The sequence below is a fragment of the Actinoplanes sp. NPDC020271 genome (genome assembly GCF_044388125.1).
GTDB lineage: Bacteria > Actinomycetota > Actinomycetes > Mycobacteriales > Micromonosporaceae > Actinoplanes.
In genome coordinates this window covers 545,087-564,382 of record NZ_JBIRWQ010000003.1, presented here as the reverse complement: position 1 = coordinate 564,382, position 19,296 = coordinate 545,087, and the positions used below count along the sequence as shown (strand labels likewise).

Below are 19,296 nucleotides of genomic sequence, written 5' to 3'. Positions count from 1 at the left end.
CCCGGCGGCCCGCTCCACCCACCCGGCTGTTTCACACCGTGGTTGTCCGGCCCGGACAACCACGGTGAGAACCAGCCGGAACCCGGGGGCCCGCTGTTCGCGCGACCGAACGCTCACGTCGCGGACTCCGGGCGGCGGGGCTTCTTCAGGACGGGTTTGTTGCCTTGAGTGGGACCACCCACGGACGTCGCCCTTCCGGGCCTCGCGCTCTGGGCCGGCCACGGCCCTGCGAGGACCGGAAGGGTCCCCGCGGGAGCGACGGTCCGGACCACGGACCAGAGGGGACCTGAAGATCTTGGATTTGATCTTCAGGTCCCCTCGTCGTGTCCGATACGGATCAGGGCTGGGTGTCGCCCGCGCCGGTCCGCTTCTGGGCCTCGTCGACGCCGCGGTCGACCTGCGACGAGTACTTGTCGCCGGTCCGCTGGTCGATCTGGTCGCCGGCCTTCTCCAGGCCCTGGTCGACCTGCTCGTCGTGCTTGTCGGCGAAGTCCTTGGCCTTGTCCAGGAAGCTCATCGTGGCGTCTCCTTCACTTCTGCCTCAACGGTCTCGGTGTTCCGCTTACCCAGAATTTCGGCAACCTTGCGGAAAAGCGGGTCGGCGGTCACCTCGGTGAGGTCGGCGCGCAGCGGGATCCGCCAGTTCGGGTACTCGTCGAAGGTGCCGGGCAGGTTGGGCTGACGGCGTTCCAGCAGGACGTCGTAGAGCGACGCGGTGACCAGACGGCACGGGGTGCGGGCGAGGAATGCGTGCATGGCGAGCACGACGTCGGCGGGTTCCTCGGAGTCGAGCAGGCCCTCCCCGCGCAGCATCTCCAGCAGCGCTTTCTTGTCCGCTCTCCAGGTCTCCCACTCCTGCTCGACGGTGCCGGCGAGCTGGCCGAGCTCGGCGCGGACCTCGACCTGCTCGCCGGCCAGGAAACCGGCCGCGGTCGGCAGGTCGTGGGTGGAGATGCTGGCCAGGGCATTGCGGCGGTAGTCGGCGGAGGGGCGGAACTCGCCGGTGTCCCAGTCCCGGGTGAACCAGAGCACGGACGAGCCGAGCATGTTCATCCGTTCCAGCGTCTCGGTCATCTCGGGCAGGACGGTGCCGAGGTCCTCGCCGATGACGACCGCGCCGGCCCGCTGCGCCTCCAGGGCGAGGATGCCGAGCATCGCCTCCGGGTCGTAGTGCACGTAGGTGCCCTGCGCCGGGCCCATGCCCGGCGGCACCCACCAGAGCCGCCACAACCCGGCGACGTGGTCGACCCGCAGGCCGCCGGCGTGCCGGAAGATCCGGCGCAGCATGTCGCGGTAGGCGGCGTATCCGGTTCTGATCAGGGTGTCCGGGCGCCAGGCGGCGAGACCCCAGTCCTGGCCGAGCTGGTTGAACGCGTCCGGCGGGGCGCCGGCCCGGACGCCGGGCGCGAGCGCGTCCTGCAGCAGCCAGCCGTCGGCGCCGCCCGGGTCGATGCCGACGGCCAGGTCGTGGACGATGCCGACCGGCATGCCGGCGGCCGCCTCGCGGGCCGCGTCGAGCTGCTGCTCGACCAGACGCTGGACCCAGGCGTGGAAGGCGATCCGGTCGCTGCGGTAGTTCTGGACGGCAGGCGAGCTCGGGTGGCGCAGTTCCTCGGGCCACTCGCGCCAGTCCGGCCCGTGCTGCTCGGCGAGCGCGCAGAACCGCGCGAAGTCGACGAGGCCGGGGTCCGTGTCCAGGTCGACGGGCCCGGCGAGCGGCCAGAGCAGTTCCAGGGCGGCGAGCTTCGCCGCCCAGACGGCGGTGTAGTCGATCAACTCACTCGCCGCTGGTCGCAGGGCATCAATCCGATCTTGTACGGCCTGGTCGGCGCGCCGATACTCGTCCGTGTCCGAGATCCGCAGGTAGAGCGGGTTCGCGAACCGGCGGCTCGACGGCGAGTAGGGCGAAGCCGGCACCGGCGACACCGGAGTGATCGCGTGCAGCGGATTGAGCAGGACCAGCCCGGCGTCCCCGCTGCGCTCCACGAAGGATCGCAGGTCACCGAGGTCGCCCATGCCCCACGAGTCGGCCGAGTGCAGCGCGTAGAGCTGCAGCATCCAGCCCCACGTCTCCGGCGGTCGCGGCAGCTCGACGGGGACCACCACGACCGTCGTCTCTCCCAGCCGGTGCCAGCCCAGCGGCAGGTCGGCGAGCACGTCGACGGTCCGGGTCGTGCCGTCCTCCAGGACCAGCTCGGCCGGCCCGGGCAGTTTCCGGCTCTGACCCTCGCGCAGCACGATCGTGCCCGGCAGGCCCTCGCTGGTGGTGACCCCGGCGAGCGCGGCGTCGACCGCGGCCGGCGTGCTCGCGTCGACACCGAGCAGGCCCAGGACGCCGACCACCGACTCCGGGGCGATCGGAGTGTCGCGGCGCTGGAAGTTCTCGTATCGAGTGGCCACCCCGTGCGCCTTGGCCAGCGCTTCGAGCTTCGCGTCCATGCTGCCCCTTCCGGTCTCTGGCGGCCGTGTACCCATGATCACCTGTAGTTACTCCGAGTCGCGGCCGTTGCTTGCATGGGTCAGCATGGGGCACATGGGTGACATGGTGAAGTGGTGGTCGCGGCTGACCGCGGCACTGACCGGCGCGGTGCTGGCCCTGGTGATCCCGGTGCACGCGTGGGCGGCGACGAACGGGGTGGACGGGATCGCGGTGGAGGCGGTCAAACGGCGTACGCGCAGCCGGGGTGGATTCGGATTCTTCTTCCTGCCCGGGCTCTGCTGCCTGTTCGTGGTGGGCGGTGTGGTGTTGGCGATAGTGTTGATTTCCCGCAATCGCAGGCGGCGATGACGGCATCCGCCCTACTTTGGGAGGATGCCGAGGCGTAGCAGACGGTCGATGGCTCTGGGCGGCGGGATCGCCGCGGTTCTGTGCATCCCGCCGGCCGTGTCGGTGGCCGCGAACGCGTCCGCGGACGTGCTGCTGAGCATGGCCCGGCCCGCGCTCGCCTCCTCGACGCTCAGCGTGGCCTGGCTCGCCTCGTCCGCGGTGGACCGGGGCGTCGGCACCCGCTGGGCCAGCGGCGCCGGGGCGGGCACCGAGTGGCTGCGCGTCGACCTGGGCGCGGCGCAGGAGGTCACCCGGGTCCGGCTGCACTGGGCCACGGCGTTCGCCAAGGGTTACCGGGTGCAGCTCTCCGACGACGGCGCCACCTGGAAAGACGCGTTCCGCACCGGGTCCGGCAACGGTGGCGTCGACGACCTGCGCAACCTCAAGGGGCACGGGCGCTACCTGCGGGTGCTGGCCACGCAGGCGGCCACGCCGAACGGCTATTCGCTGTGGGACGTGCGGGCGTACGGGCCGGGGCCGGCCGCCAAGCCGAGCGAGTCGGCCACGAAACCCGGGGCGGGCGTGCCCGCGATCGCCGGTGACCTGTCCGGCCGGGTCAAGAAGGAAACCGCGTTCCAGCTTGTCTCCAGCGCGGAGAACTCGACGCTGAACTGGCGCGGCGAGTTCGCGTACCTGGAGGATCTGGGCGACGGGCGGGGCTACACCGGCGGGATCATCGGGTTCTGCTCGGGCACCGGCGACATGCTCGCGATGGTCACCGACTACACCCGGCGCAAGCCGGAGAACCCGCTGGCGGTGTACCTGCCGGCGTTGCGCGCGGTGGACGGCACCGACTCGCACGCCGGCCTCGACCCGGGTTTCCCGGCGGCCTGGCGGGCCGCGGCCGAGGATCCGGTGTTCCAGCAGGCCCAGCAGGACGCGCGGGACCGGATGTACTTCGCGCCCGCGGTGCGGCTCGCCGAGTCGGACGGGCTGCGGGCGCTGGGCCAGTTCGCCTACTACGACGCGGCGGTGATGCACGGCGTCTCCGGGCTGCGGGCCATCCGTGAGCGGGCGGTCCACGCCCGGCGGACGCCGTCGCAGGGCGGGGACGAGATCGCGTACCTGAGCGCCTTCCTGGACTCCCGGGACACCGAGATGCGGCGGGAGGCCGCGCACAGCGACACCACCAGGGTCGACACCGCCCAGAGGGTGTTCCTCGCGGGCAGCAATCTCGACCTGGTGGCGCCGCTGCGGTGGAGCGTCTACGGCGACAGCTACCGGATCAACCCCTGGTGACACGGATGGCGCCCGTCGTTGTCGAGGATGCCCTCGACAACGACTCACAGGGGCGCCATCCCGCCGAGCGGAGCGCTGCGATCAGGCCCTGCTCCACTTCTGGTTCGCGGTGTCGGCGCAGTCCCACAACTGGAGCTGGGCGCCGTTGGCCGCGTTGTTGTCCTTGATGTCGACGCACTTGTTGGCCGACACGTTCACCAGGTCGCCCGCGCCCGACAACGTGAACCGCTGCACCGGGTTCCCGTTGCAGGTCACCAGCTGGATGGGCGTGCCGTTGGTCAGCGCCCCACCGGCCGGGTCCATGCACTTGCCGAGCGCGCGGAACGTGCCGTCGCCGTTCGCCGTCCACTGCTGCGCGCCGGTGCCGTTGCAGTCGTACATCTGCAGGCGGGCGCCGTCCGAGGCGGTGCCGCCGGGGATGTCGATGCAGCGGCCGCTCAGGTTGCTCTTCAGCGCGTTGCCGGTGCTCGGCGGCGGTGTGGTCGAGCCGGTCGTCGTGTTGACGTGCACGTAGTCGATCAGCATCTTGCTCTCGGCGGGCAGGCCGGCCGGGTTGCCCTGACCGAAGTTACCGCCGACGGCCAGGTTCAGGATGATGAAGAACGGGTGCTCGTAGACCCAGTTGACGTTGCCCTTGGCGGCGTGCAGCGAGTCCGGGGTGGCCCGGAAGTACTCCTGGCCGTCCACGGTCCAGACGATCAGGTTCGGCGACCAGTCCACGGCGTAGTTGTGGAATGCCTGGTACCACGGCGAGCCGGCGACCAGCTGGCCCCCGAACGAGCTGCCACCCGAGTAACCGGGGCCGTGCAGGGTGCCGAAGAGCCGGTTCGGGTCGCGGCCGACGACCTCCATGATGTCGATCTCGCCGTCGGCCGGCCAGTTACCGCCGCCGAGCATCCAGAACGCGGGCCACAGGCCGGAGCCGTTCGGCACCTGGATGCGGGCCTCGACGTGCCCGTACTGCTGGCTGAACTTGCCGGCGGTCTGGATCCGGCCCGAGGTGAACTGGCAGGTGCCGTTCCAGCAGTCGTTGTGCCCGCCGCTGCCCTTGCGGGCGGTGATCACCAGGTGGCCCTGGCCGTCCATCGCGACGTTGCTGGTGCCGCTGGTGTAGTACTGCAGCTCCTGGTTGCCGAAGCCGCTGCCGCCGGTGTCGAAGTTCCACTTGGACGTGTCGACGCCGGTGCCGGCCGCGCCGTTGAAGTCCTCGTTCCAGACGACGGCCGCGTCCGCGTGGTCGTTGCGGGAGGAGAGGAAGAGCGATGACGCGAGGGTGGCCATCACCACCGCCGCGCCGAACATGACGCGTAACTTGCGCATGGGGGAACCTCCGGGGGGAGAGGGTGCCGTTACTCCAAACAGTCTTTAGAGATTGACTGTCACAGGTCAATGGAGACGGGTTCCGGAACCCCGGATAACAGAGACTTGCTCAAAGTTTTTGGAAAAGCGCCGGTACGAGCCCCGGCTGCCACCCCGGGAGCGCGGTGTGCTGCTGCAGCACCCGATAATTCGCGCCCTTGTACGACACCCGGTCGCCGACCTGGTACGTCGTGAACGTCTTCCACGCCGGCGCCGGCGCGACCGTCATCTTGATCGTGACGGCGACCGAGTCGGCCACCAGCTCGTCGCGGTAACGACTACCGCCGCCCGGGCTCAGCTCCAGCCTGAACGGCTGCCCGGCGGTGCTCGGCGTCAACCGCAGCACCTGCGTGCCGTCGACCGACCAGACGAACGACGTCCGCGTCCAGTCGATGGTGTACGAGTGGAACGAGCCCACGCTGGTCGTGCCGGCGCCGAGCGCCTCGTACCGCCCGGAGATCGTGCCACCGTCAGGGGTCCGCACGCCGAAGAGGTTCCAGGCCGGGCCGGAGTCCCCGGCGCGCAGCACGGCGGTCGCGCGCCCGCTCGACTGACTGAAGCTCGGCACGCTGGTCAGCGACGAGTCCAGGACGAGGTGCCCGTCGCCGTCCTGCCAGGTGTCCCAGGCGTTGCCGGACCACTTGGCCGGGTCGGGCCCGGAACCCCGGCCACCGCTGAAGTCGTCGCTGAAGATCGTCCGGGTGACCGTCTCGGCGTGCGCGACGCCGGAAATGGCCGCACCGGAGACGACGACCGCGGCCGCCAGCAGCGACCGCAGCCACCGCGCACCGTGACGCACCGACCCCACCCCTGTCCACTCGAAGCCGAGCACAGACTCTGCACGGGTTCCCGTGGTAAGGGCAAGAGTGGCCGCGATCTGTTTATGGATCCCTTACCTAGTCGTAGTCCGGCGCGGCCGTCTCGTGCATCGCCAGTTCCTCGGCGCTCGCCCCGCCACCGGCCGAACCGGCGTCCCACGCGACGCTGTCCTCCTCGTCGTCGAGGCCGGAGCCGCCGTCCGGCGCGACCAGGCGCCCGACCCGGCCCGGCTCGTCCTCGTCGAGCTGGCCGTCGTCGTAGAGCGAGATCTCCGAGTTCGGGTCGGAGGTAGGGCTCTCGCCCCACACGTCCCGGTCGAACCGCCGCTGCTCGGAGTCGTCGACCGTCTCGTCGATCGGGTCACGGCGCTGCGGGTTCGCGTCCTCGGCGCCGAAGTCCGGCTCCTCCTGGCGCAGCCGGCGGTCGAGCCCCTCGCCCTGCAGCGCCTCCTCCGCGGTGTCACCGAACCGGTTCGAACCGCCCGGGCCGACACCGGCGAGCGCCGCCGGGTCCGCGCCGTCGGCCCATCGGCCGCTGTCCACCTCGTCGTACGCGGTGGAGTCGTCGTCGGCGGTGTCCGGCAGGCCCGAGGCCTCCGGATCGCTCACCTCGGTGGGGTAGTCGTTGTCTCGCATGTGCGCAATCTACCCGCGCGCCGGGCAGGTCATTCGTGATCGGCCTAGCGGGTCATCAGGGCCCACACGACCTTGCCACCGGGAAGCCCGAGCTGCCCCCACCGGGCCGCCACCGCGTCGATCAGGAGAAGACCCCTTCCGCCGTACGCCGTGGGAGCCACCGGCCCCGAGAAACGCGGCTGGTCCGGCGAATCGTCGCGCACCGCCACGCTCACCGCGTCACCGAGCCGGGCCAGCAGCAGCCGCATCGGCGTCCGGGCGTGCGCCACCACGTTGTTGACCATCTCGGTGGCCACGATGCCGGCATCCCCGGCCAGGTCGGCGAGGCCCCAGCGCTGGCAGAGCTCGGCGATCAGCTCACGGGCCCGGCGGGCGGCGCCGACCACCGGCTCCAACTCCAGGGTCTCCCGCAGCCCGGTGCCGGGCGGGCCGAGCGCGGTGTACGCGGACGCCTGATCGGCGTGCACCAGCCAGCCGGTCGACCCCCAGCGGACGCCGCCGTCCGCACCGCAGAGCGCCAGCCGGGCGGCCGGCCAGTCCCGGGTCTCGTCGAACACCTCGCGCAACGTGGTCAGCGCCGTGTCCTGCGGCACCCGGAGCTCGGCGACATCCACGACCAGAGCCTCCGGCTGACCGGCGAGGACGTCGAGAAGGGTGGATCGGACCGGCCCGGCCGTCTCGGCGTCGAGCACCCCGGTGAGCCGGACCAGGGGATAACTCTGGCCACGGTCCACCAGGTGACGAACCTCGCTCGGCATGATCGCTCCATTGTGCATAACGGGTCCCCTCCGCGCATTCCGGCGAACGACGGGCAGGGTCCGGCACGAAATGCGGACATTTGCCCACGACGGGCATGCACGGGAAAGTACCCCGTCCGGGTGCGGTCAACCCCGGGGTGTCAGAGCGGTCAACACGCTCTCGTGCAGCAGACCGTTCGTCGCGATCACCGACGACTTGTCGGCGCAGGTCCGGCCGTCGAGGTCGGTGACCTTGCCGCCGGCCTCCTGGATGATCGGGATCAGCGCCGCCATGTCCCAGAGCGACAACTCCGGCTCGGCCATCGCGTCCAGGGCGCCCTCGGCCAGCAGCATGTAACCGTAGAAGTCGCCGTAGGCACGACTGCGCCACACCCCGAGCAGGATGTCCAGCATCTGCGGCAGCCGGCCGTTCTCCTGCCAGCCGTTCAGGCTCGCATAGCAGAAACTGGCGTCGGTCAGCCTGCGCACCTGCGACACCTCGATCCGGCTCGCCGCGTGCTGATGCTTACCCGCGTACGCCCCCAGGCCGCGACCGGCCCACCAGCGCCGCCCCAGAGCCGGGGCCGACACCAGCCCGACGACCGGGGTGTCGCCCTCCATCAGCGCGATCAGCGTCGCCCAGATCGGGACACCACGCACGAAGTTCTTCGTGCCGTCGATCGGGTCGATCACCCAGTGCCGGGTGCCCGGCCCGGCCGCCGCCTCGGACCGGCCGAACTCCTCACCCAGCACACCGTCACGCGGCCGGGCCCGGCCCAGCGTGGCGCGGATCGCCTTCTCCACGGCGGTGTCCGCGTCGGACACCGGGGTCAGGTCGGGCTTGGCCTCGACCTTGAGGTCCAGCGCACGGAACCGGGCCATCGAGATGGCGTCGGCCGAGTCGGCGAGCGTGTGGGCGAGTGCGAGATCGTCGGCGTATCCAGCCATGGGGGAACCCTATCCAGACACCGCCGGCGCGGCGTCACGCCAGGAAGTCGTTGTCCGCCGGCTGATCTCGCGTGTCCAGCTCACCGGCACGAGAGGAGAGCAGGCGGCGGTACGAGTCCAGCCGCCGCCGGTCCGCGTGGCCCGCATCGACCCACGCGTCCAGCGTGCAGCCCACGTCGGCCGGAGTGTGCCCGCAGTTCGGCTGGTCGTCCAGGGTGCCCTCGACCAGGTCGGGGAAGCCGTGGAGCAGGCTCTCCGCGCTGACGTGGGCCAGGCCGAAACTCCGGATGCCGGGCGTGTCGATGATCCAGCCGGGATCCTTGCGGGACCTGCCGACCGCGGGGAGTCGCAGCGCGACCGCGCTCGTCGACGTGTGCCGGCCCTTGCCGACCGCGCTGACCGCCCCGACCGCGCGCAACGCGTCCGGCACCAGGCGGTTGACCAGTGTCGACTTGCCCACGCCGGAGTGGCCGACCATCACCGAGATCCGCCCGGCCAGCCGCTCGCGCAGCTCGGCCAGGTCGCTGCCTGGGCGCACCAGCACGTGCGGCAGGTCCAGCTCGGCGTAGTAGTCCAGCACCTTCGCCGGGCCCGCGAGGTCGGCCTTGGTGAGGCAGAGCAGCGGCTCGATGCCGGCGTCGTACGCCGCGACCAGGCACCGGTCGATGAACCCGGTGCGCGGCGGCGGATCGGACAGCGCGCTGACGATCACCAGCTGGTCCGCGTTCGCCACCACGACCCGTTCGAGCCGGCCCTCGGGGGTGGTGTCGTCGTCGTCGGCGGTGCGGCGCAGCACCGAGGTGCGCTCACCGATCCGCACGATCCGGGCCAGGGAGCCGGCGTCGCCCGAGGTGTCGCCGACCAGGGCCACCCGGTCGCCGACCACCACCGACTTGCGGCCGAGCTCGCGCGCCCGCATCGCGGTGATCACCTCGGGCTCGCCGGGGGTGTCCTCCTGGACACACCCGTACCGCCCACGGTCCACGGTGATCACCAGCGCGTCCATCGCGTCGTCGTGCTTGGGACGCGTGCGGGTGCGCGGGCGGGACGACCGTCCCGGCCGGACCCGGACGTCGTCCTCGTCGTACTCCCGCTTACGGCCTGGCAGGTCTAGCTCCTCGTCGCCTCGTTCTTCGTGGCAAGGTCCGCCCAGAGTTCCGGGAACTCGGGCAACGTCTTCGACGTACAACCTACGTCGGTGAGCTGAACGCCCGGGACGGAGAGTCCGATCACCGCGGCGGCGTGCGCCATCCGATGATCCGCATACGTCTCGAAGGACGCGCCGCGCAGCGGCCCCGGCTCGATCCGCAGACCGTCGCGGAACTCGGTGATCCCCGCGCCGACCTTGGTCAGCTCGGCGGCGAGCGCGGCGATCCGGTCCGTCTCGTGGCCGCGGATGTGCTCGACGCCGCGCAGCTCGGACGGCCCGTCGGCGAGCACGGCCAGCGCGGCGAGCACCGGGGTCATCTCGCTCACGTCGGAGAGGTCGGCGGTGATGCCGCGCAGTGTGCCGGTGCCGCGCACGGTCAGCCCGTCAGCCGAGCGGGTGACCTCGGCGCCGAACGCGGTGAGCAGCTCGGTCAGCTGCTCGACCGGCTGCCAGCTCTGCTCCGGCCAGCCGCCGAGCGTGATCTCGCCGCCGGTGACCATCGCGGCGGCGAAGAACGGCAGGGCCCCGGAGAGATCCGGCTCGATCACCCAGGTGCGGCCGCTCAGCGGGCCGGGCTCGACCACCCACACGTCGGCCACGCTCTCGTCGACCACGGCGCCGGCCGCGCGCAGCATGTGCGTGGTCATCCTGAGGTGCGGGGCGGACGGGACCGGTGGGCCCGCGTGCCGCAGGGTCAGCCCCTTGGCGAACCGGGCCGCGGAGAGCAGCAGCCCGGAGACGAACTGGCTGGACCCGGACGCGTCGACCACCGCCTCGCCGCCCTCGACCAGGCCGGTGCCGTGCACGGTGAGCGGCAGCCCGCCGGTCGGCGACGCCTCCAGCCGGACCCCGAGCGCGCGCAGCACGTCCAGGATCGGGCCCATCGGACGCTTGCGCGCGTGCGGGTCGCCGTCGAACTCGACCGTGCCCTCGGCCAGTGCGGCGACCGGCGGCAGGAAGCGCATGATCGTGCCGGCCAGCCCCACGTCCACCGTCGCCGGGCCGCTCAGCGGGCCGGGCTCGACCACCCAGCGGTCGTCGGCCGAGGTGTCCACGGCGACGCCGAGCGCGCGCAGGCCGGCCGACATCAGCGTGGTGTCCCGCGCCCGCAGCGGCGCCTCGATCACGGACGGGCCGTCGGCCAGCGCGGCGAGGACCAGCGCGCGGGCGGTCATCGACTTCGAGCCGGGCAGCCGCACGGTCGCGGTGACCGGACCGGTGGCGGACGGGGCGGGCCAGGGACGGGGTTCAGCAGCCATGGTCGCCATTCTGCCGGTGGGCCCCGACATTTCCGTCATCGCATTCCCGGGTCCCGGGACGGGGCCGCGCAATCATGACCTGTGCACGTTCCACCGCGACCATTTCGCCGGTGTCCGGTGCCCCCTGCCACCGTTTCCACCGGCGTAGGCTGCAGGCCATGTGCGGGCGGTACGCGACGACGCGGAGCAACGCGGATCTCAGCCAGTTCTTCGAAGCGGTCGACGTGACCGCGGAGCTGCCGCCGAGCTGGAACGTCGCGCCCACCCACCCGGTCCCGGTGATCCGGGAGTCGGTCACCCACGCCGCCCGGGTGCTGGACACCGCGCGCTGGGGCCTGGTCCCGCCGTGGGCCGCCGACCTGCGGCAGGGCGCGCGGATGATCAACGCGCGGGCCGAGACGGTGGCCGGTTCGAAGGCGTTCGCCTCGTCCTTCGCCAAGCGTCGCTGCCTGGTCCCGGCCGACGGCTGGTTCGAGTGGGTCCGGGACGGCAAGGCCAAGCAGGCGGTCTACCTGACCCCGGCCGGCGGGACCCCGCTGGCCTTCGCCGGGATCTGGTCGGCGTGGGGCAAGGAATCCGTGCTGACCTGCAGTGTCATCACTACCGCGGCGCTCGGTGACCTGGCCCGGGTGCACGAGCGGATGCCGCTGATCCTGCCGCCCGAGCGCTGGTCCGACTGGCTGGCCGGGGGCGGCGACCCTGAGCCGCTGCTGCGACCGCTCGACCCGGGCACATTGGCGTCGATCGAGGTGCGCCCGGTCGGTCCGGCGGTGGGCAATGTCCGCAACAACGGTCCGGAGTTGCTGGCACCTCCCGTAGAGGTAACGCTTTTCTGAACTCCGGTAGATCAACGAAGTTCTTTGTCGGAGTATGCGCGGATTCTGTATCGACAACTTTGTTTCAAGATAGATCACCCCCTTGTTCTGATCTTGTACGGTGCGGTACAAACCAGCGCCGGAGTGGTGCCGATCCGTAAGGTGCGGGATGGCCACCACAGCACTTCCGGTCCCACGGGGGAGGTGGGCTGATGACACGAGCACGCATGCCGCGTCCGCACGAGGTGGCCATCGCGCGACGCGACCCGCGGTTGCTCGACGCAATTGCGCAACGCCGTACCGATGAGGCCTGGCGGACCCGAGGGGCCTGCCGGACCGTCGATCCGGAGACGTTCTTCCCGGCGCCCAACGAGCCGTCCGCCGGAGCCGTCGCGCTCTGCGGCACGTGCCCGGTGCAGGGGCCATGCCTGGCCTGGGCGCTGCAGGTCGGGGACTGTCACGGGGTCTGGGGCGGCACCACGCCCCGCGAGCGGCGGGCCATGCTGGTGGCCTGGCGTGAACGGGTGCAGCCGAACGGCGATGCGGTCGAGGACGATTCCAGGGACGAGGCGGAGCGCCGCTTCCTGACGCTGGAGCCGGTCAGCCGCTGATAGAAACGGAGCCTGTGAGCAGCTCCGAGAAAATCGTCGAGACACCGCGCGGGCCGGCCCGAGTCCGGATCACCGAACCGGCCGGCCCGTCGCGCAGCCAGCTCTTCCTGGGCCACGGCGCCGGCGGCGGCGTCGACGCGCCCGACCTGGTGGCGGTGCACGACGCCGCGGTCGCGGCCGGGGTCCGGGTCGTGCTGGTCACCCAGCCGTACCGGGTGGCCGGTCGACGGGCGCCCGCCCCGGCCGGCCAGCTCGACGAGGCCTGGACGACGGTGGTGCGCGCCCTGGCCGTACGGGAAAAGCCGTTGATCCTGGGTGGCAGGTCGAGTGGCGCCCGGGTCGCGTCGCGGACCGCGCCCACGCTGGACGCCGCGGGTGTCCTGGCCCTGGCCTTTCCGCTGCACCCGCCGGGCCGGCCGGAGAAGTCGCGGGCGTCCGAGCTGCCGGCGGGCATCCCGACGCTGGTGGTGAACGGGGATCGCGACCCGTTCGGGGTACCCGGCGCGGGTGGTTCCGTCGAGGTGGTCGTGCGACCCGGCGCCGTGCACGACCTGAAGCGGGACCTTCCCGGCACTGTCGATTCAGTGATCGAGTGGCTCCGCCTCCACGGCTGGGCGCACTGACGGTCGCATCGCGCCCGCCGCTGTCGAGGGGGCCGGGAACGACTGGCGCAGCGAGGTCGTCGCCGGCCCTCTCGTCACCGGCCTCCCGGGGCGCGATGCCGCCGAACGGGGTGAGGCCATGAGCACAGCGGAATTCTGAGCGTGGGTGCAGCGTTGCAGAACCCGGATGAACAGTCATCGGAAGGGGTTTCTGCAGTGCGTGCGGTAAAGCAGCACGAACGCCGGGAGACGACTCGGGCCCGGGAACTTCTGGGCTCCCCGGAGTGGCCGGCCGTCGCGCCGGCGGGCCCCGTTTCGGCGGTGAGCGTGAGCACACCGGTTTTCGAGAGCGTGACTGGGGCACTACCCGTATCCTCGGCGGGGCGGTCGAGGGGGGAGTCCAGGGTGGCCCAGAAAGAGCGTGTCGACGAGCGACGCGAGCGCTTCGAGCGTGATGCGCTCCCGTTCGTGGATCAGCTGTATGCCGCTGGTCTGCGGATGACCCGTAACCCGGCTGACGCCGAGGACCTGGTGCAGGAGACGTTCCTCAAGGCGTTCTCCGCGTTCCACCAGTTCGAAGAGGGTACGAACCTCAAGGCCTGGCTGTACCGGATCCTGACGAACACGTACATCAACTCGTACCGGCGCAAGCAGCGGCAGCCCGTGCAGGCGCCCACCGAGGAGATCACCGACTGGCAGCTGGCCTCCAGCGAGTCGCACACCTCGTCGGGCCTGCGCTCGGCCGAGATGGAGGCGCTCGACCGCCTGCCGGACAGCGACATCAAGGAAGCGCTGCAGTCCCTGCCGGAGGACTTCCGGCTCGCCGTCTACCTCGCCGATGTCGAGGGTTTCTCGTACAAGGAGATCGCCGACATCATGGGCACGCCGATCGGCACCGTCATGTCGCGCCTGCACCGCGGGCGGCGCAACCTGCGCAACCTGCTCGAGGGGTACGCCGCCGACCGCGGCATCACCCGGGCCGCGACCGAGCCGCAGGAGGCGTGACCCGATGTCGAGCGCCGAGAGCGAACACGAGACCGATTGCAGCATCGTGCTCAGCGAGGTGTATCTCTACCTCGACCTGGAGTGCAGCGAGGACCGCCGGCACCTGATCCAGAAACACCTGGAGGAGTGCACCGACTGCGTCCGCGAGTTCGGCATCGAGACCGAGGTGAAAGCCCTGGTCGGCCGCTGCTGCGGGGACGAACGGGCGCCGTCCGAGCTGCGCGAGCGGCTCCGGCGGAAGCTGGGACAACTGGACGCGTCATGAAGAAAGGGCCGGCGGATGCCGGCCCTTTCTCGTGGTCTCGAACCGCCACCACAGCGCACCTCGCCCGCTGTCGTCGAGGGTGCCGAGAACGACTAGCGAAGCGAGGTCGTTCTCGGTGCCCTCGACAACAGCCCGAAGGGCGAGGTGCCCGCCGAGCGGAGCGAGGCCATGTTACGAGTTGGGGCGCTTGCCGTGGTTCGCGCCGCTCTTCTTACGGGCCTTCTTCTTACGAGCCTTCTTGGCCATAAAGGGCCTCCTTCCTCACGCTTGCTCAGTCGCCGATCGTAGTGGGCGCTTCCGGCGGCCCGGGACTCACCCGCGCGAGATCCGTGATTTGATGACGTTCTCTGGACCGCGAGGAGGGATCGGAATGGCCGAAGAAGTCCGTGCCGAGATGGTGGCCAACGTGTGGAAGGTCGTGGCCGGGGTGGGCCAGGCCGTGGCCGAGGGCGACACGCTGGTGATCCTGGAATCCATGAAGATGGAGATCCCGGTGATCGCCGAGTCCGACGGGACCGTCGATCAGCTGGCCGTCCACGAGGGCGATGTCGTCCAGGAGGGTGACCTGATCGCCGTCATCGGCTGATCCCTACCGCTTGAGCCAGCGCAGCAGGTACGACCGGCTGCGCTGGCGCGGGACGACCGGGACCCGGACCGTGACCGCGGCCAGCTCCCGGGTCGGCCGGTCCAGCTGCGGCGCGGCCAGGGCCAGCTCGGCGACCGCCCGCGCGTGCGGCCCGCCGGCCGTCTCGGTGAACCGCCCGGCCACCACGGCCGCCACGTCGGCCCGGGCCGACGGATCCACCCAGGCGTAGGTGATCAGCGCGAACAACGCGGCCTGGGTGACCCGGTCCACGCCGCCGTCGAGCAGGCCGAGCAGCAGGCGCCGGCGGCCGGAGTCCAGCCACGGCTCCTCCGACCCGTGGTGCAGCAGGCCCAGGCAGGCCCAGATCTCCGCCGCCCCCGGGTGCTCGGCGCCGGTCACCGCGGGATGGCCGAGCAGGGCGAGCAACTCCCACGGCTCGACCAGCACCAGGCTGAGCGCCCGGTCGTACGCCGCCGGCGGGTGCGGCCACTCGGCCGACGCGACCCGCAGCAACCGGGCCACCGCGTCCTCGGACGGCTCGGCGTTGACCGTTGCCCGGCCGGCCGCCAGCCGGGACAGGCCGGCCGGCGTGCCGCTGAGCCAGGCGGTGTCCCGGCAGCACTCGTCCAGGTCGGTGTGCTCGTGCGTGTCGTCCGGATGGTCGCGGACGAAGTCGGCGAGCGCGACCAGGTGCGCCACGTCGCCGTCGGCCCGGAACCGCAGCCGGTGCGCGGTGTGCACCACGCAGTCGAACCGCGGGTCACGTTCCAGGGCACGGTCGGTCCAGTTCAGCGCCTCCTCCAGCCGGCCCAGGTCGGCCAGGGTGGCGGCGACGTCGGCGTAGACCGAGAGGTCGTCCGGGTCGTACATGACGGCGCGACGCAGGGCGGCCAGCGCCTCCGGGATCCGGCCGGCGCTGCGGAACGCGTACCCCAGCCAGATCTCGCCCAGCTTGGAGGGGCGGGACCGCGCACCCCGGGTCGCCCAGTCGATCGCGAGGCGGGCCTCGCCGACCCGGCGGGCCAGCGCCGACCCCGCGCCGAGCAGCATCGCGTGCTCGCCGTGGGCGTCGACGGCGTGCCGGACCACGGTCAGGTACGGCCGCAGGGACGCGGCCGCGGCCTTCGGCGCCGGGTCACCGACCGCCGTGCAGAGCCGCATCAGCGTGCGGGCCAGTGCGTCCGGGTCGATCCGGCCGCCGAGCACCGGGTCGCTCACCCAGGGCACGCCGGCCCAGTTCACCCCGGGGGTGTGCCCGCTGGCCGCGGCGAGCAGCGGCAGCGCGTCCTCCGGGCGCCCGGCCGCGGCGAGCAGGTGGGCGTGCGCGGCCACCCGGCCGGCCGGGGCGTGCGGCTCCAGCGGGAAGAGGTCGAGCGCGCGCTCGGCGTCCGCCGCCAACCGGCTGAGCAGCTCGTGGATCTCCGGCAGGGTGGGTGCGTGGGGCAGGGCCACGGCCAGGTGACGAGCGGCCTGGTCCAGCTCGCCGCGGTCGAGCGCGGCGCGGGCCAGGGCGAGGTCGTGGGTGAGCTGGGGGTGGGCGTCCACGAGTGAAGACAGTACGGCCCCCGAGCCAATCTGTCAGGCCTCGTGTTTGCGCAGTAGTGCTCGAAAGATTGACGTACTAAGCTTTTTCTTGCAAGACTGCGCATCGATTGCGCGATTACTGCTCATCTGGGGAGGATGACGTGACAGAGCGAGGCCACGGGATGGCAGCGGACATTGCGGAACAGCCGGCGGGTTTCGCCCGTCTGCTGGAAGGCCCGCACGCGGACGCGATCGCCGGTGTCGCCGCCGAGATCGCGGCCCGCCGCCCCCGGAACGTGTTGTTCGTCGGCCGGGGCACCTCCGACCACGCGGCGCTCTACGGGGCGTACCTGATCGAGATCCGGCTCGGCCTCCCGGTGGCCAGCGCCTCGCCGAGCGCGATCACGCTCTACGGCGCCCGCCCCGACTTCACCGGCACGCTCGTCGTCGGCGTCAGCCAGAGCGGCGGCTCACCCGACCTGACCGGGGTCCTCTCCGCCGCGCGGGAGACCGGCGCGCTGACCCTCGCGGTCACCAACAACCCGGAGTCGACGCTGGCGAAAGCGGCCGAGCTGTCGATCGACGTGGCGGCCGGGCACGAGCGGGCGGTCGCGGCGACCAAGTCGTACACCGCCGAGCTGCTGGCGCTGCTGCTGCTGGTCGAGGGCATCCGGGCCGGCGACGGGCGGCTGCCGGAGGCCGAGCGGGCCGCGCTGGCCGAGCTGCCGGGCCTGGCCGAGACCGTGCTCGCCGACCGGACCGCCGACGAGATCGCCCAGCGCTACCGGTTCGCCCCGCACATCGTCACGACCGGGCGGGGGTATGCGTATCCGACCGCGCGGGAGGCCGCGCTGAAGCTGATGGAGACGTCCTACGTGCCGACGCTGGCGTTCTCCGGCGCCGACCTGCTGCACGGCCCGCTCGCGATGACCGGCACCGACGTGCCGGTGCTGGCCGTGGTCGGCAACGGCCCCGGCGGCCGGTCGATGGGTGACGTGCTCACCCGGCTGCGGGAGCGCAACGCCGACGTGCTGACCGTCGGCCCCGAGGGGCGGCTGGTCGTCCCGGCCGTCGACGAGCGGTACAGCCCGCTGCTCGACATCCTGCCGCTGCAGAAGCTCGCGCTCGCGCTCGCGCTGGCCAAGGGCGAGGACCCGGACGCGCCGCGCGGTCTGAAGAAGGTCACCAGCACCCTCTGATCGGAAACATCTCCGTGGCAGGCTTGGACTCGTGTCCACCCTGCGCGATCTCGTCGAGGAACACACCAACCTGGGTTCCGCCGACATCGACCACCTGCACCGGCTCGCCGGTGACTGGCAGCTGCTCTCCGACCTCTCCTTCGCCGACCTGCTCCTGTGGGTGCCGATCAAGGGAGAGAAGCCGCGCCGGTTCCTCTGCGTGGCGCAGGTGCGCCCGACCACGGCGCCGACGGCGTACCAGGACGACCAGGTGGGCAAGATCTTCGGCGGTCCCGAGGTGGCCCACCTGGACGTGGCCTTCACCCAGGAACGCATCTGGCGGGAGGGCGACCCGGTCTGGTACGGGGACACGCCCGCCCGCCACGAGGCCATCCCGGTGCGCCGCCGCGACGAGAACGATCACGAGGAGGGCTACAGCGAGGTGATCGCGGTGATCGGCCGCGACACCAACCTGAGCACCGCGCGTACCCCCAGCCAGCTCGAGCTGAACTATCTGACCACCGCGGACGACCTGGCCCAGATGGTCGCCGACGGCACGTTCCCGCCCGCCCGCCAGCCCGGGGAGATGACCACCTCGGCGCCCCGCGTCGGCGACGGCCTGATCCGGCTCGACGCGTCCGGCAAGGTCACCTACGCCAGCCCGAACGCGCAGTCGGCCTACCGCCGGCTCGGCTTCAACGCGCACCTGGTCGGCGAGGAACTGGCCCACCTCTCCAGCCGGCTGGCCGCCGACCCGCTGGAGGGCAACGACGTCGCCGAGCGGATCCGGTCCGCGTTGCGCGGCGAGTTCCCGCCGCGGATGGAGTTCGACGCCCGCGGCGCGACCGTGCTCACCCGGTCGCTGCCGCTGCTGCCGGCCGGCGTGCCGATCGGCGGGCTGGTGCTGGTCCGAGACGTGACCGAGGTCCGCCGGCGGGACCGCGCGCTGATGACCAAGGACGCGACCATCCGGGAGATCCACCACCGGGTGAAGAACAACCTGCAGACCGTGGCCGCGCTGCTGCGCCTGCAGGCGCGCCGGGTCGACGCGCCCGAGGCCCGGATGGCGCTGGAGGAGTCGGTGCGCCGGGTCGCCTCGATCGCGCTGGTCCACGAGACCCTCTCGATGTCCAGCGACGAGGCGGTCGAGTTCGACGGGATCGTCGACCGGGTCGCCACGGCCGCCACCGAGGTCGCTTCAACCAGTTTCCCGGTACGGATGAGGCGGGAGGGCACGTTCGGGATACTGCCCGCCGAGATCGCCACGTCGCTGGTCATGGTGCTGAACGAGTTGCTGATCAACGCGGTCGAGCACGGCTTCGGCACCCCCGAGGGTGAGGACGAGGACGAGGCGGTCGCTCCGGAGCAGGGGGCCGAGGTCGTCGTCTCCGCCCACAAGTTCCGCAAGCAGTTGCACGTGACGGTGGCCGACAACGGGCGCGGGCTGCCGGAGGGTTTCCGGCCGGACGCGGGCGGGCGGCTCGGGCTGCAGATCGTGCGTGCGCTCGCCACGGGAGAACTGCGGGGCAGCATCGAGCTGCGCAACCGGGCCGGCGGGGGTACCGAGGCCGTGCTGGTGGTGCCGCTCGGCAAGCGCTGAGCGACGCGGCCCCGGCCGGGGGGGGGGGGGGGGGGGGGGGGGCCGGGGGCGCCCCGGGGGGGGGCGGGGGGGCCCCCGGGGGGGGGGGGGGCGGGGGGGGGGGGGGGGGGTGGGTGGGGGGCGGCGCCCCCCAGAGT

21 protein-coding genes are annotated in these 19,296 nt (G+C 71.9%); 10 read left to right on the top strand and 11 right to left on the bottom strand.

The window, feature by feature from the left end:
• Positions 1-337: 337 nt before the first annotated feature.
• Complete coding sequence (locus ACH442_RS09915; RefSeq protein WP_396337545.1) at positions 338-517, bottom strand: antitoxin; 180 nt, start codon at positions 515-517, stop codon at positions 338-340.
• On the bottom strand, positions 514-2,439 hold the full coding sequence (gene malQ / locus ACH442_RS09910) for a 4-alpha-glucanotransferase (RefSeq protein WP_396337544.1): 1,926 nt from the start codon (positions 2,437-2,439) through the stop codon (positions 514-516). The genes ACH442_RS09915 and malQ overlap by 4 nt, the downstream gene beginning before the upstream one ends.
• Positions 2,440-2,533: 94 nt before the next feature.
• Here malQ and ACH442_RS09905 point away from each other — a divergent pair, with 94 nt between their 5' ends.
• Entirely contained in the window at positions 2,534-2,788 is a 255-nt protein-coding gene (locus ACH442_RS09905; RefSeq protein ID WP_396337543.1) for a hypothetical protein, read from the top strand.
• Between the two features lie 48 nt (positions 2,789-2,836).
• Positions 2,837-4,066: a chitosanase gene (locus tag ACH442_RS09900; protein ID WP_396337542.1), complete on the top strand. Its 1,230-nt coding sequence runs from the start codon at positions 2,837-2,839 to the stop codon at positions 4,064-4,066.
• 81 nt (positions 4,067-4,147) lie between these two features.
• On the opposite strand, the gene ACH442_RS09895 is transcribed toward ACH442_RS09900, so the two are convergent.
• The 7 genes from ACH442_RS09895 to aroA all read right to left on the bottom strand — a co-directional run bounded on the left by ACH442_RS09895 (position 4,148) and on the right by aroA (position 10,982).
• On the bottom strand, positions 4,148-5,386 hold the full coding sequence (locus ACH442_RS09895) for a family 16 glycosylhydrolase (RefSeq protein ID WP_396337541.1): 1,239 nt from the start codon (positions 5,384-5,386) through the stop codon (positions 4,148-4,150).
• A gap of 109 nt (positions 5,387-5,495) precedes the next feature.
• Positions 5,496-6,224, bottom strand: a complete 729-nt coding sequence (locus tag ACH442_RS09890) for a carbohydrate-binding protein (protein ID WP_396337540.1) — start codon at positions 6,222-6,224, stop codon at positions 5,496-5,498.
• Between the two features lie 97 nt (positions 6,225-6,321).
• Complete coding sequence (locus ACH442_RS09885) at positions 6,322-6,879, bottom strand: DUF5709 domain-containing protein (RefSeq protein ID WP_396337539.1); 558 nt, start codon at positions 6,877-6,879, stop codon at positions 6,322-6,324.
• Between the two features lie 44 nt (positions 6,880-6,923).
• Positions 6,924-7,637, bottom strand: a complete 714-nt coding sequence (locus ACH442_RS09880) for an ATP-binding protein (RefSeq protein ID WP_396337538.1) — start codon at positions 7,635-7,637, stop codon at positions 6,924-6,926.
• A gap of 126 nt (positions 7,638-7,763) precedes the next feature.
• A complete protein-coding gene (hisN, locus tag ACH442_RS09875; protein ID WP_396337537.1) occupies positions 7,764-8,564 on the bottom strand; it encodes a histidinol-phosphatase in 801 nt (266 codons plus the stop codon).
• Between the two features lie 34 nt (positions 8,565-8,598).
• Positions 8,599-9,570, bottom strand: coding sequence for a ribosome small subunit-dependent GTPase A (gene rsgA, locus ACH442_RS09870; RefSeq protein WP_396337536.1), 972 nt, complete (start codon positions 9,568-9,570; stop codon positions 8,599-8,601).
• A 104-nt stretch (positions 9,571-9,674) separates the two neighbouring features.
• Complete coding sequence (aroA, locus tag ACH442_RS09865) at positions 9,675-10,982, bottom strand: 3-phosphoshikimate 1-carboxyvinyltransferase (RefSeq protein ID WP_396337615.1); 1,308 nt, start codon at positions 10,980-10,982, stop codon at positions 9,675-9,677.
• A gap of 149 nt (positions 10,983-11,131) precedes the next feature.
• Here aroA and ACH442_RS09860 point away from each other — a divergent pair, with 149 nt between their 5' ends.
• The 5 genes from ACH442_RS09860 (at position 11,132) to rsrA (ending at position 14,271) form a co-directional block, all read left to right on the top strand.
• On the top strand, positions 11,132-11,809 hold the full coding sequence (locus ACH442_RS09860) for an SOS response-associated peptidase (protein WP_396337535.1): 678 nt from the start codon (positions 11,132-11,134) through the stop codon (positions 11,807-11,809).
• A 191-nt stretch (positions 11,810-12,000) separates the two neighbouring features.
• Positions 12,001-12,399 carry a WhiB family transcriptional regulator gene (locus ACH442_RS09855; protein ID WP_396337534.1) on the top strand — a complete coding sequence of 133 codons (399 nt, stop codon included), beginning with the start codon at positions 12,001-12,003 and terminating at the stop codon, positions 12,397-12,399.
• A 14-nt stretch (positions 12,400-12,413) separates the two neighbouring features.
• The gene (locus tag ACH442_RS09850) at positions 12,414-13,022 is read left to right on the top strand and encodes an alpha/beta family hydrolase (protein ID WP_396337533.1); all 609 of its coding nucleotides are present in this window, start codon (positions 12,414-12,416) and stop codon (positions 13,020-13,022) included.
• Between the two features lie 195 nt (positions 13,023-13,217).
• Positions 13,218-14,006 carry a sigma-70 family RNA polymerase sigma factor gene (locus ACH442_RS09845; protein ID WP_396337532.1) on the top strand — a complete coding sequence of 263 codons (789 nt, stop codon included), beginning with the start codon at positions 13,218-13,220 and terminating at the stop codon, positions 14,004-14,006.
• Positions 14,007-14,010: 4 nt separating this feature from the next.
• A complete protein-coding gene (gene rsrA / locus ACH442_RS09840; RefSeq protein ID WP_396337531.1) occupies positions 14,011-14,271 on the top strand; it encodes a mycothiol system anti-sigma-R factor in 261 nt (86 codons plus the stop codon).
• A 171-nt stretch (positions 14,272-14,442) separates the two neighbouring features.
• Here the strand turns inward: rsrA and ACH442_RS09835 are convergent, their stop codons facing one another.
• Positions 14,443-14,517 (bottom strand): 50S ribosomal protein bL37, encoded by a 75-nt coding sequence (locus tag ACH442_RS09835; protein WP_369700219.1) that lies wholly within the window; start codon positions 14,515-14,517, stop codon positions 14,443-14,445.
• A 118-nt stretch (positions 14,518-14,635) separates the two neighbouring features.
• On the opposite strand from ACH442_RS09835, the gene ACH442_RS09830 reads away from it, so the two are divergent.
• Complete coding sequence (locus ACH442_RS09830) at positions 14,636-14,857, top strand: biotin/lipoyl-binding carrier protein (protein WP_396337614.1); 222 nt, start codon at positions 14,636-14,638, stop codon at positions 14,855-14,857.
• A 3-nt stretch (positions 14,858-14,860) separates the two neighbouring features.
• Here the strand turns inward: ACH442_RS09830 and ACH442_RS09825 are convergent, their stop codons facing one another.
• Positions 14,861-16,402, bottom strand: coding sequence for a tetratricopeptide repeat protein (locus ACH442_RS09825; RefSeq protein WP_396337530.1), 1,542 nt, complete (start codon positions 16,400-16,402; stop codon positions 14,861-14,863).
• A gap of 161 nt (positions 16,403-16,563) precedes the next feature.
• Between ACH442_RS09825 and ACH442_RS09820 the strand changes: the two genes are divergently transcribed.
• Positions 16,564-17,580 carry an SIS domain-containing protein gene (locus ACH442_RS09820; RefSeq protein ID WP_396337529.1) on the top strand — a complete coding sequence of 339 codons (1,017 nt, stop codon included), beginning with the start codon at positions 16,564-16,566 and terminating at the stop codon, positions 17,578-17,580.
• A 31-nt stretch (positions 17,581-17,611) separates the two neighbouring features.
• Positions 17,612-19,159: a sensor histidine kinase gene (locus ACH442_RS09815; protein ID WP_396337528.1), complete on the top strand. Its 1,548-nt coding sequence runs from the start codon at positions 17,612-17,614 to the stop codon at positions 19,157-19,159.
• The last annotated feature ends 137 nt before the right edge of the window (positions 19,160-19,296 follow it).

Excerpts from the sequence above, each read along its gene's own strand:
- ACH442_RS09905 (WP_396337543.1), top strand. The coding sequence starts at position 2,534 with ATGGGTGACATGGTGAAGTGGTGGTCGCGGCTGACCGCGGCACTGACC.
- malQ (WP_396337544.1), bottom strand. The coding sequence starts at position 2,439 with ATGGACGCGAAGCTCGAAGCGCTGGCCAAGGCGCACGGGGTGGCCACT.
- ACH442_RS09860 (WP_396337535.1), top strand. The coding sequence starts at position 11,132 with ATGTGCGGGCGGTACGCGACGACGCGGAGCAACGCGGATCTCAGCCAG.
- ACH442_RS09855 (WP_396337534.1), top strand. The coding sequence starts at position 12,001 with ATGACACGAGCACGCATGCCGCGTCCGCACGAGGTGGCCATCGCGCGA.
- rsgA (WP_396337536.1), bottom strand. The coding sequence starts at position 9,570 with ATGGACGCGCTGGTGATCACCGTGGACCGTGGGCGGTACGGGTGTGTC.
- aroA (WP_396337615.1), bottom strand. The coding sequence starts at position 10,982 with ATGGCGACCATGGCTGCTGAACCCCGTCCCTGGCCCGCCCCGTCCGCC.
- rsrA (WP_396337531.1), top strand. The coding sequence starts at position 14,011 with ATGTCGAGCGCCGAGAGCGAACACGAGACCGATTGCAGCATCGTGCTC.
- ACH442_RS09915 (WP_396337545.1), bottom strand. The coding sequence starts at position 517 with ATGAGCTTCCTGGACAAGGCCAAGGACTTCGCCGACAAGCACGACGAG.
- ACH442_RS09900 (WP_396337542.1), top strand. The coding sequence starts at position 2,837 with ATGGCTCTGGGCGGCGGGATCGCCGCGGTTCTGTGCATCCCGCCGGCC.
- hisN (WP_396337537.1), bottom strand. The coding sequence starts at position 8,564 with ATGGCTGGATACGCCGACGATCTCGCACTCGCCCACACGCTCGCCGAC.
- ACH442_RS09895 (WP_396337541.1), bottom strand. The coding sequence starts at position 5,386 with ATGCGCAAGTTACGCGTCATGTTCGGCGCGGCGGTGGTGATGGCCACC.
- ACH442_RS09880 (WP_396337538.1), bottom strand. The coding sequence starts at position 7,637 with ATGCCGAGCGAGGTTCGTCACCTGGTGGACCGTGGCCAGAGTTATCCC.
- ACH442_RS09885 (WP_396337539.1), bottom strand. The coding sequence starts at position 6,879 with ATGCGAGACAACGACTACCCCACCGAGGTGAGCGATCCGGAGGCCTCG.
- ACH442_RS09820 (WP_396337529.1), top strand. The coding sequence starts at position 16,564 with ATGGCAGCGGACATTGCGGAACAGCCGGCGGGTTTCGCCCGTCTGCTG.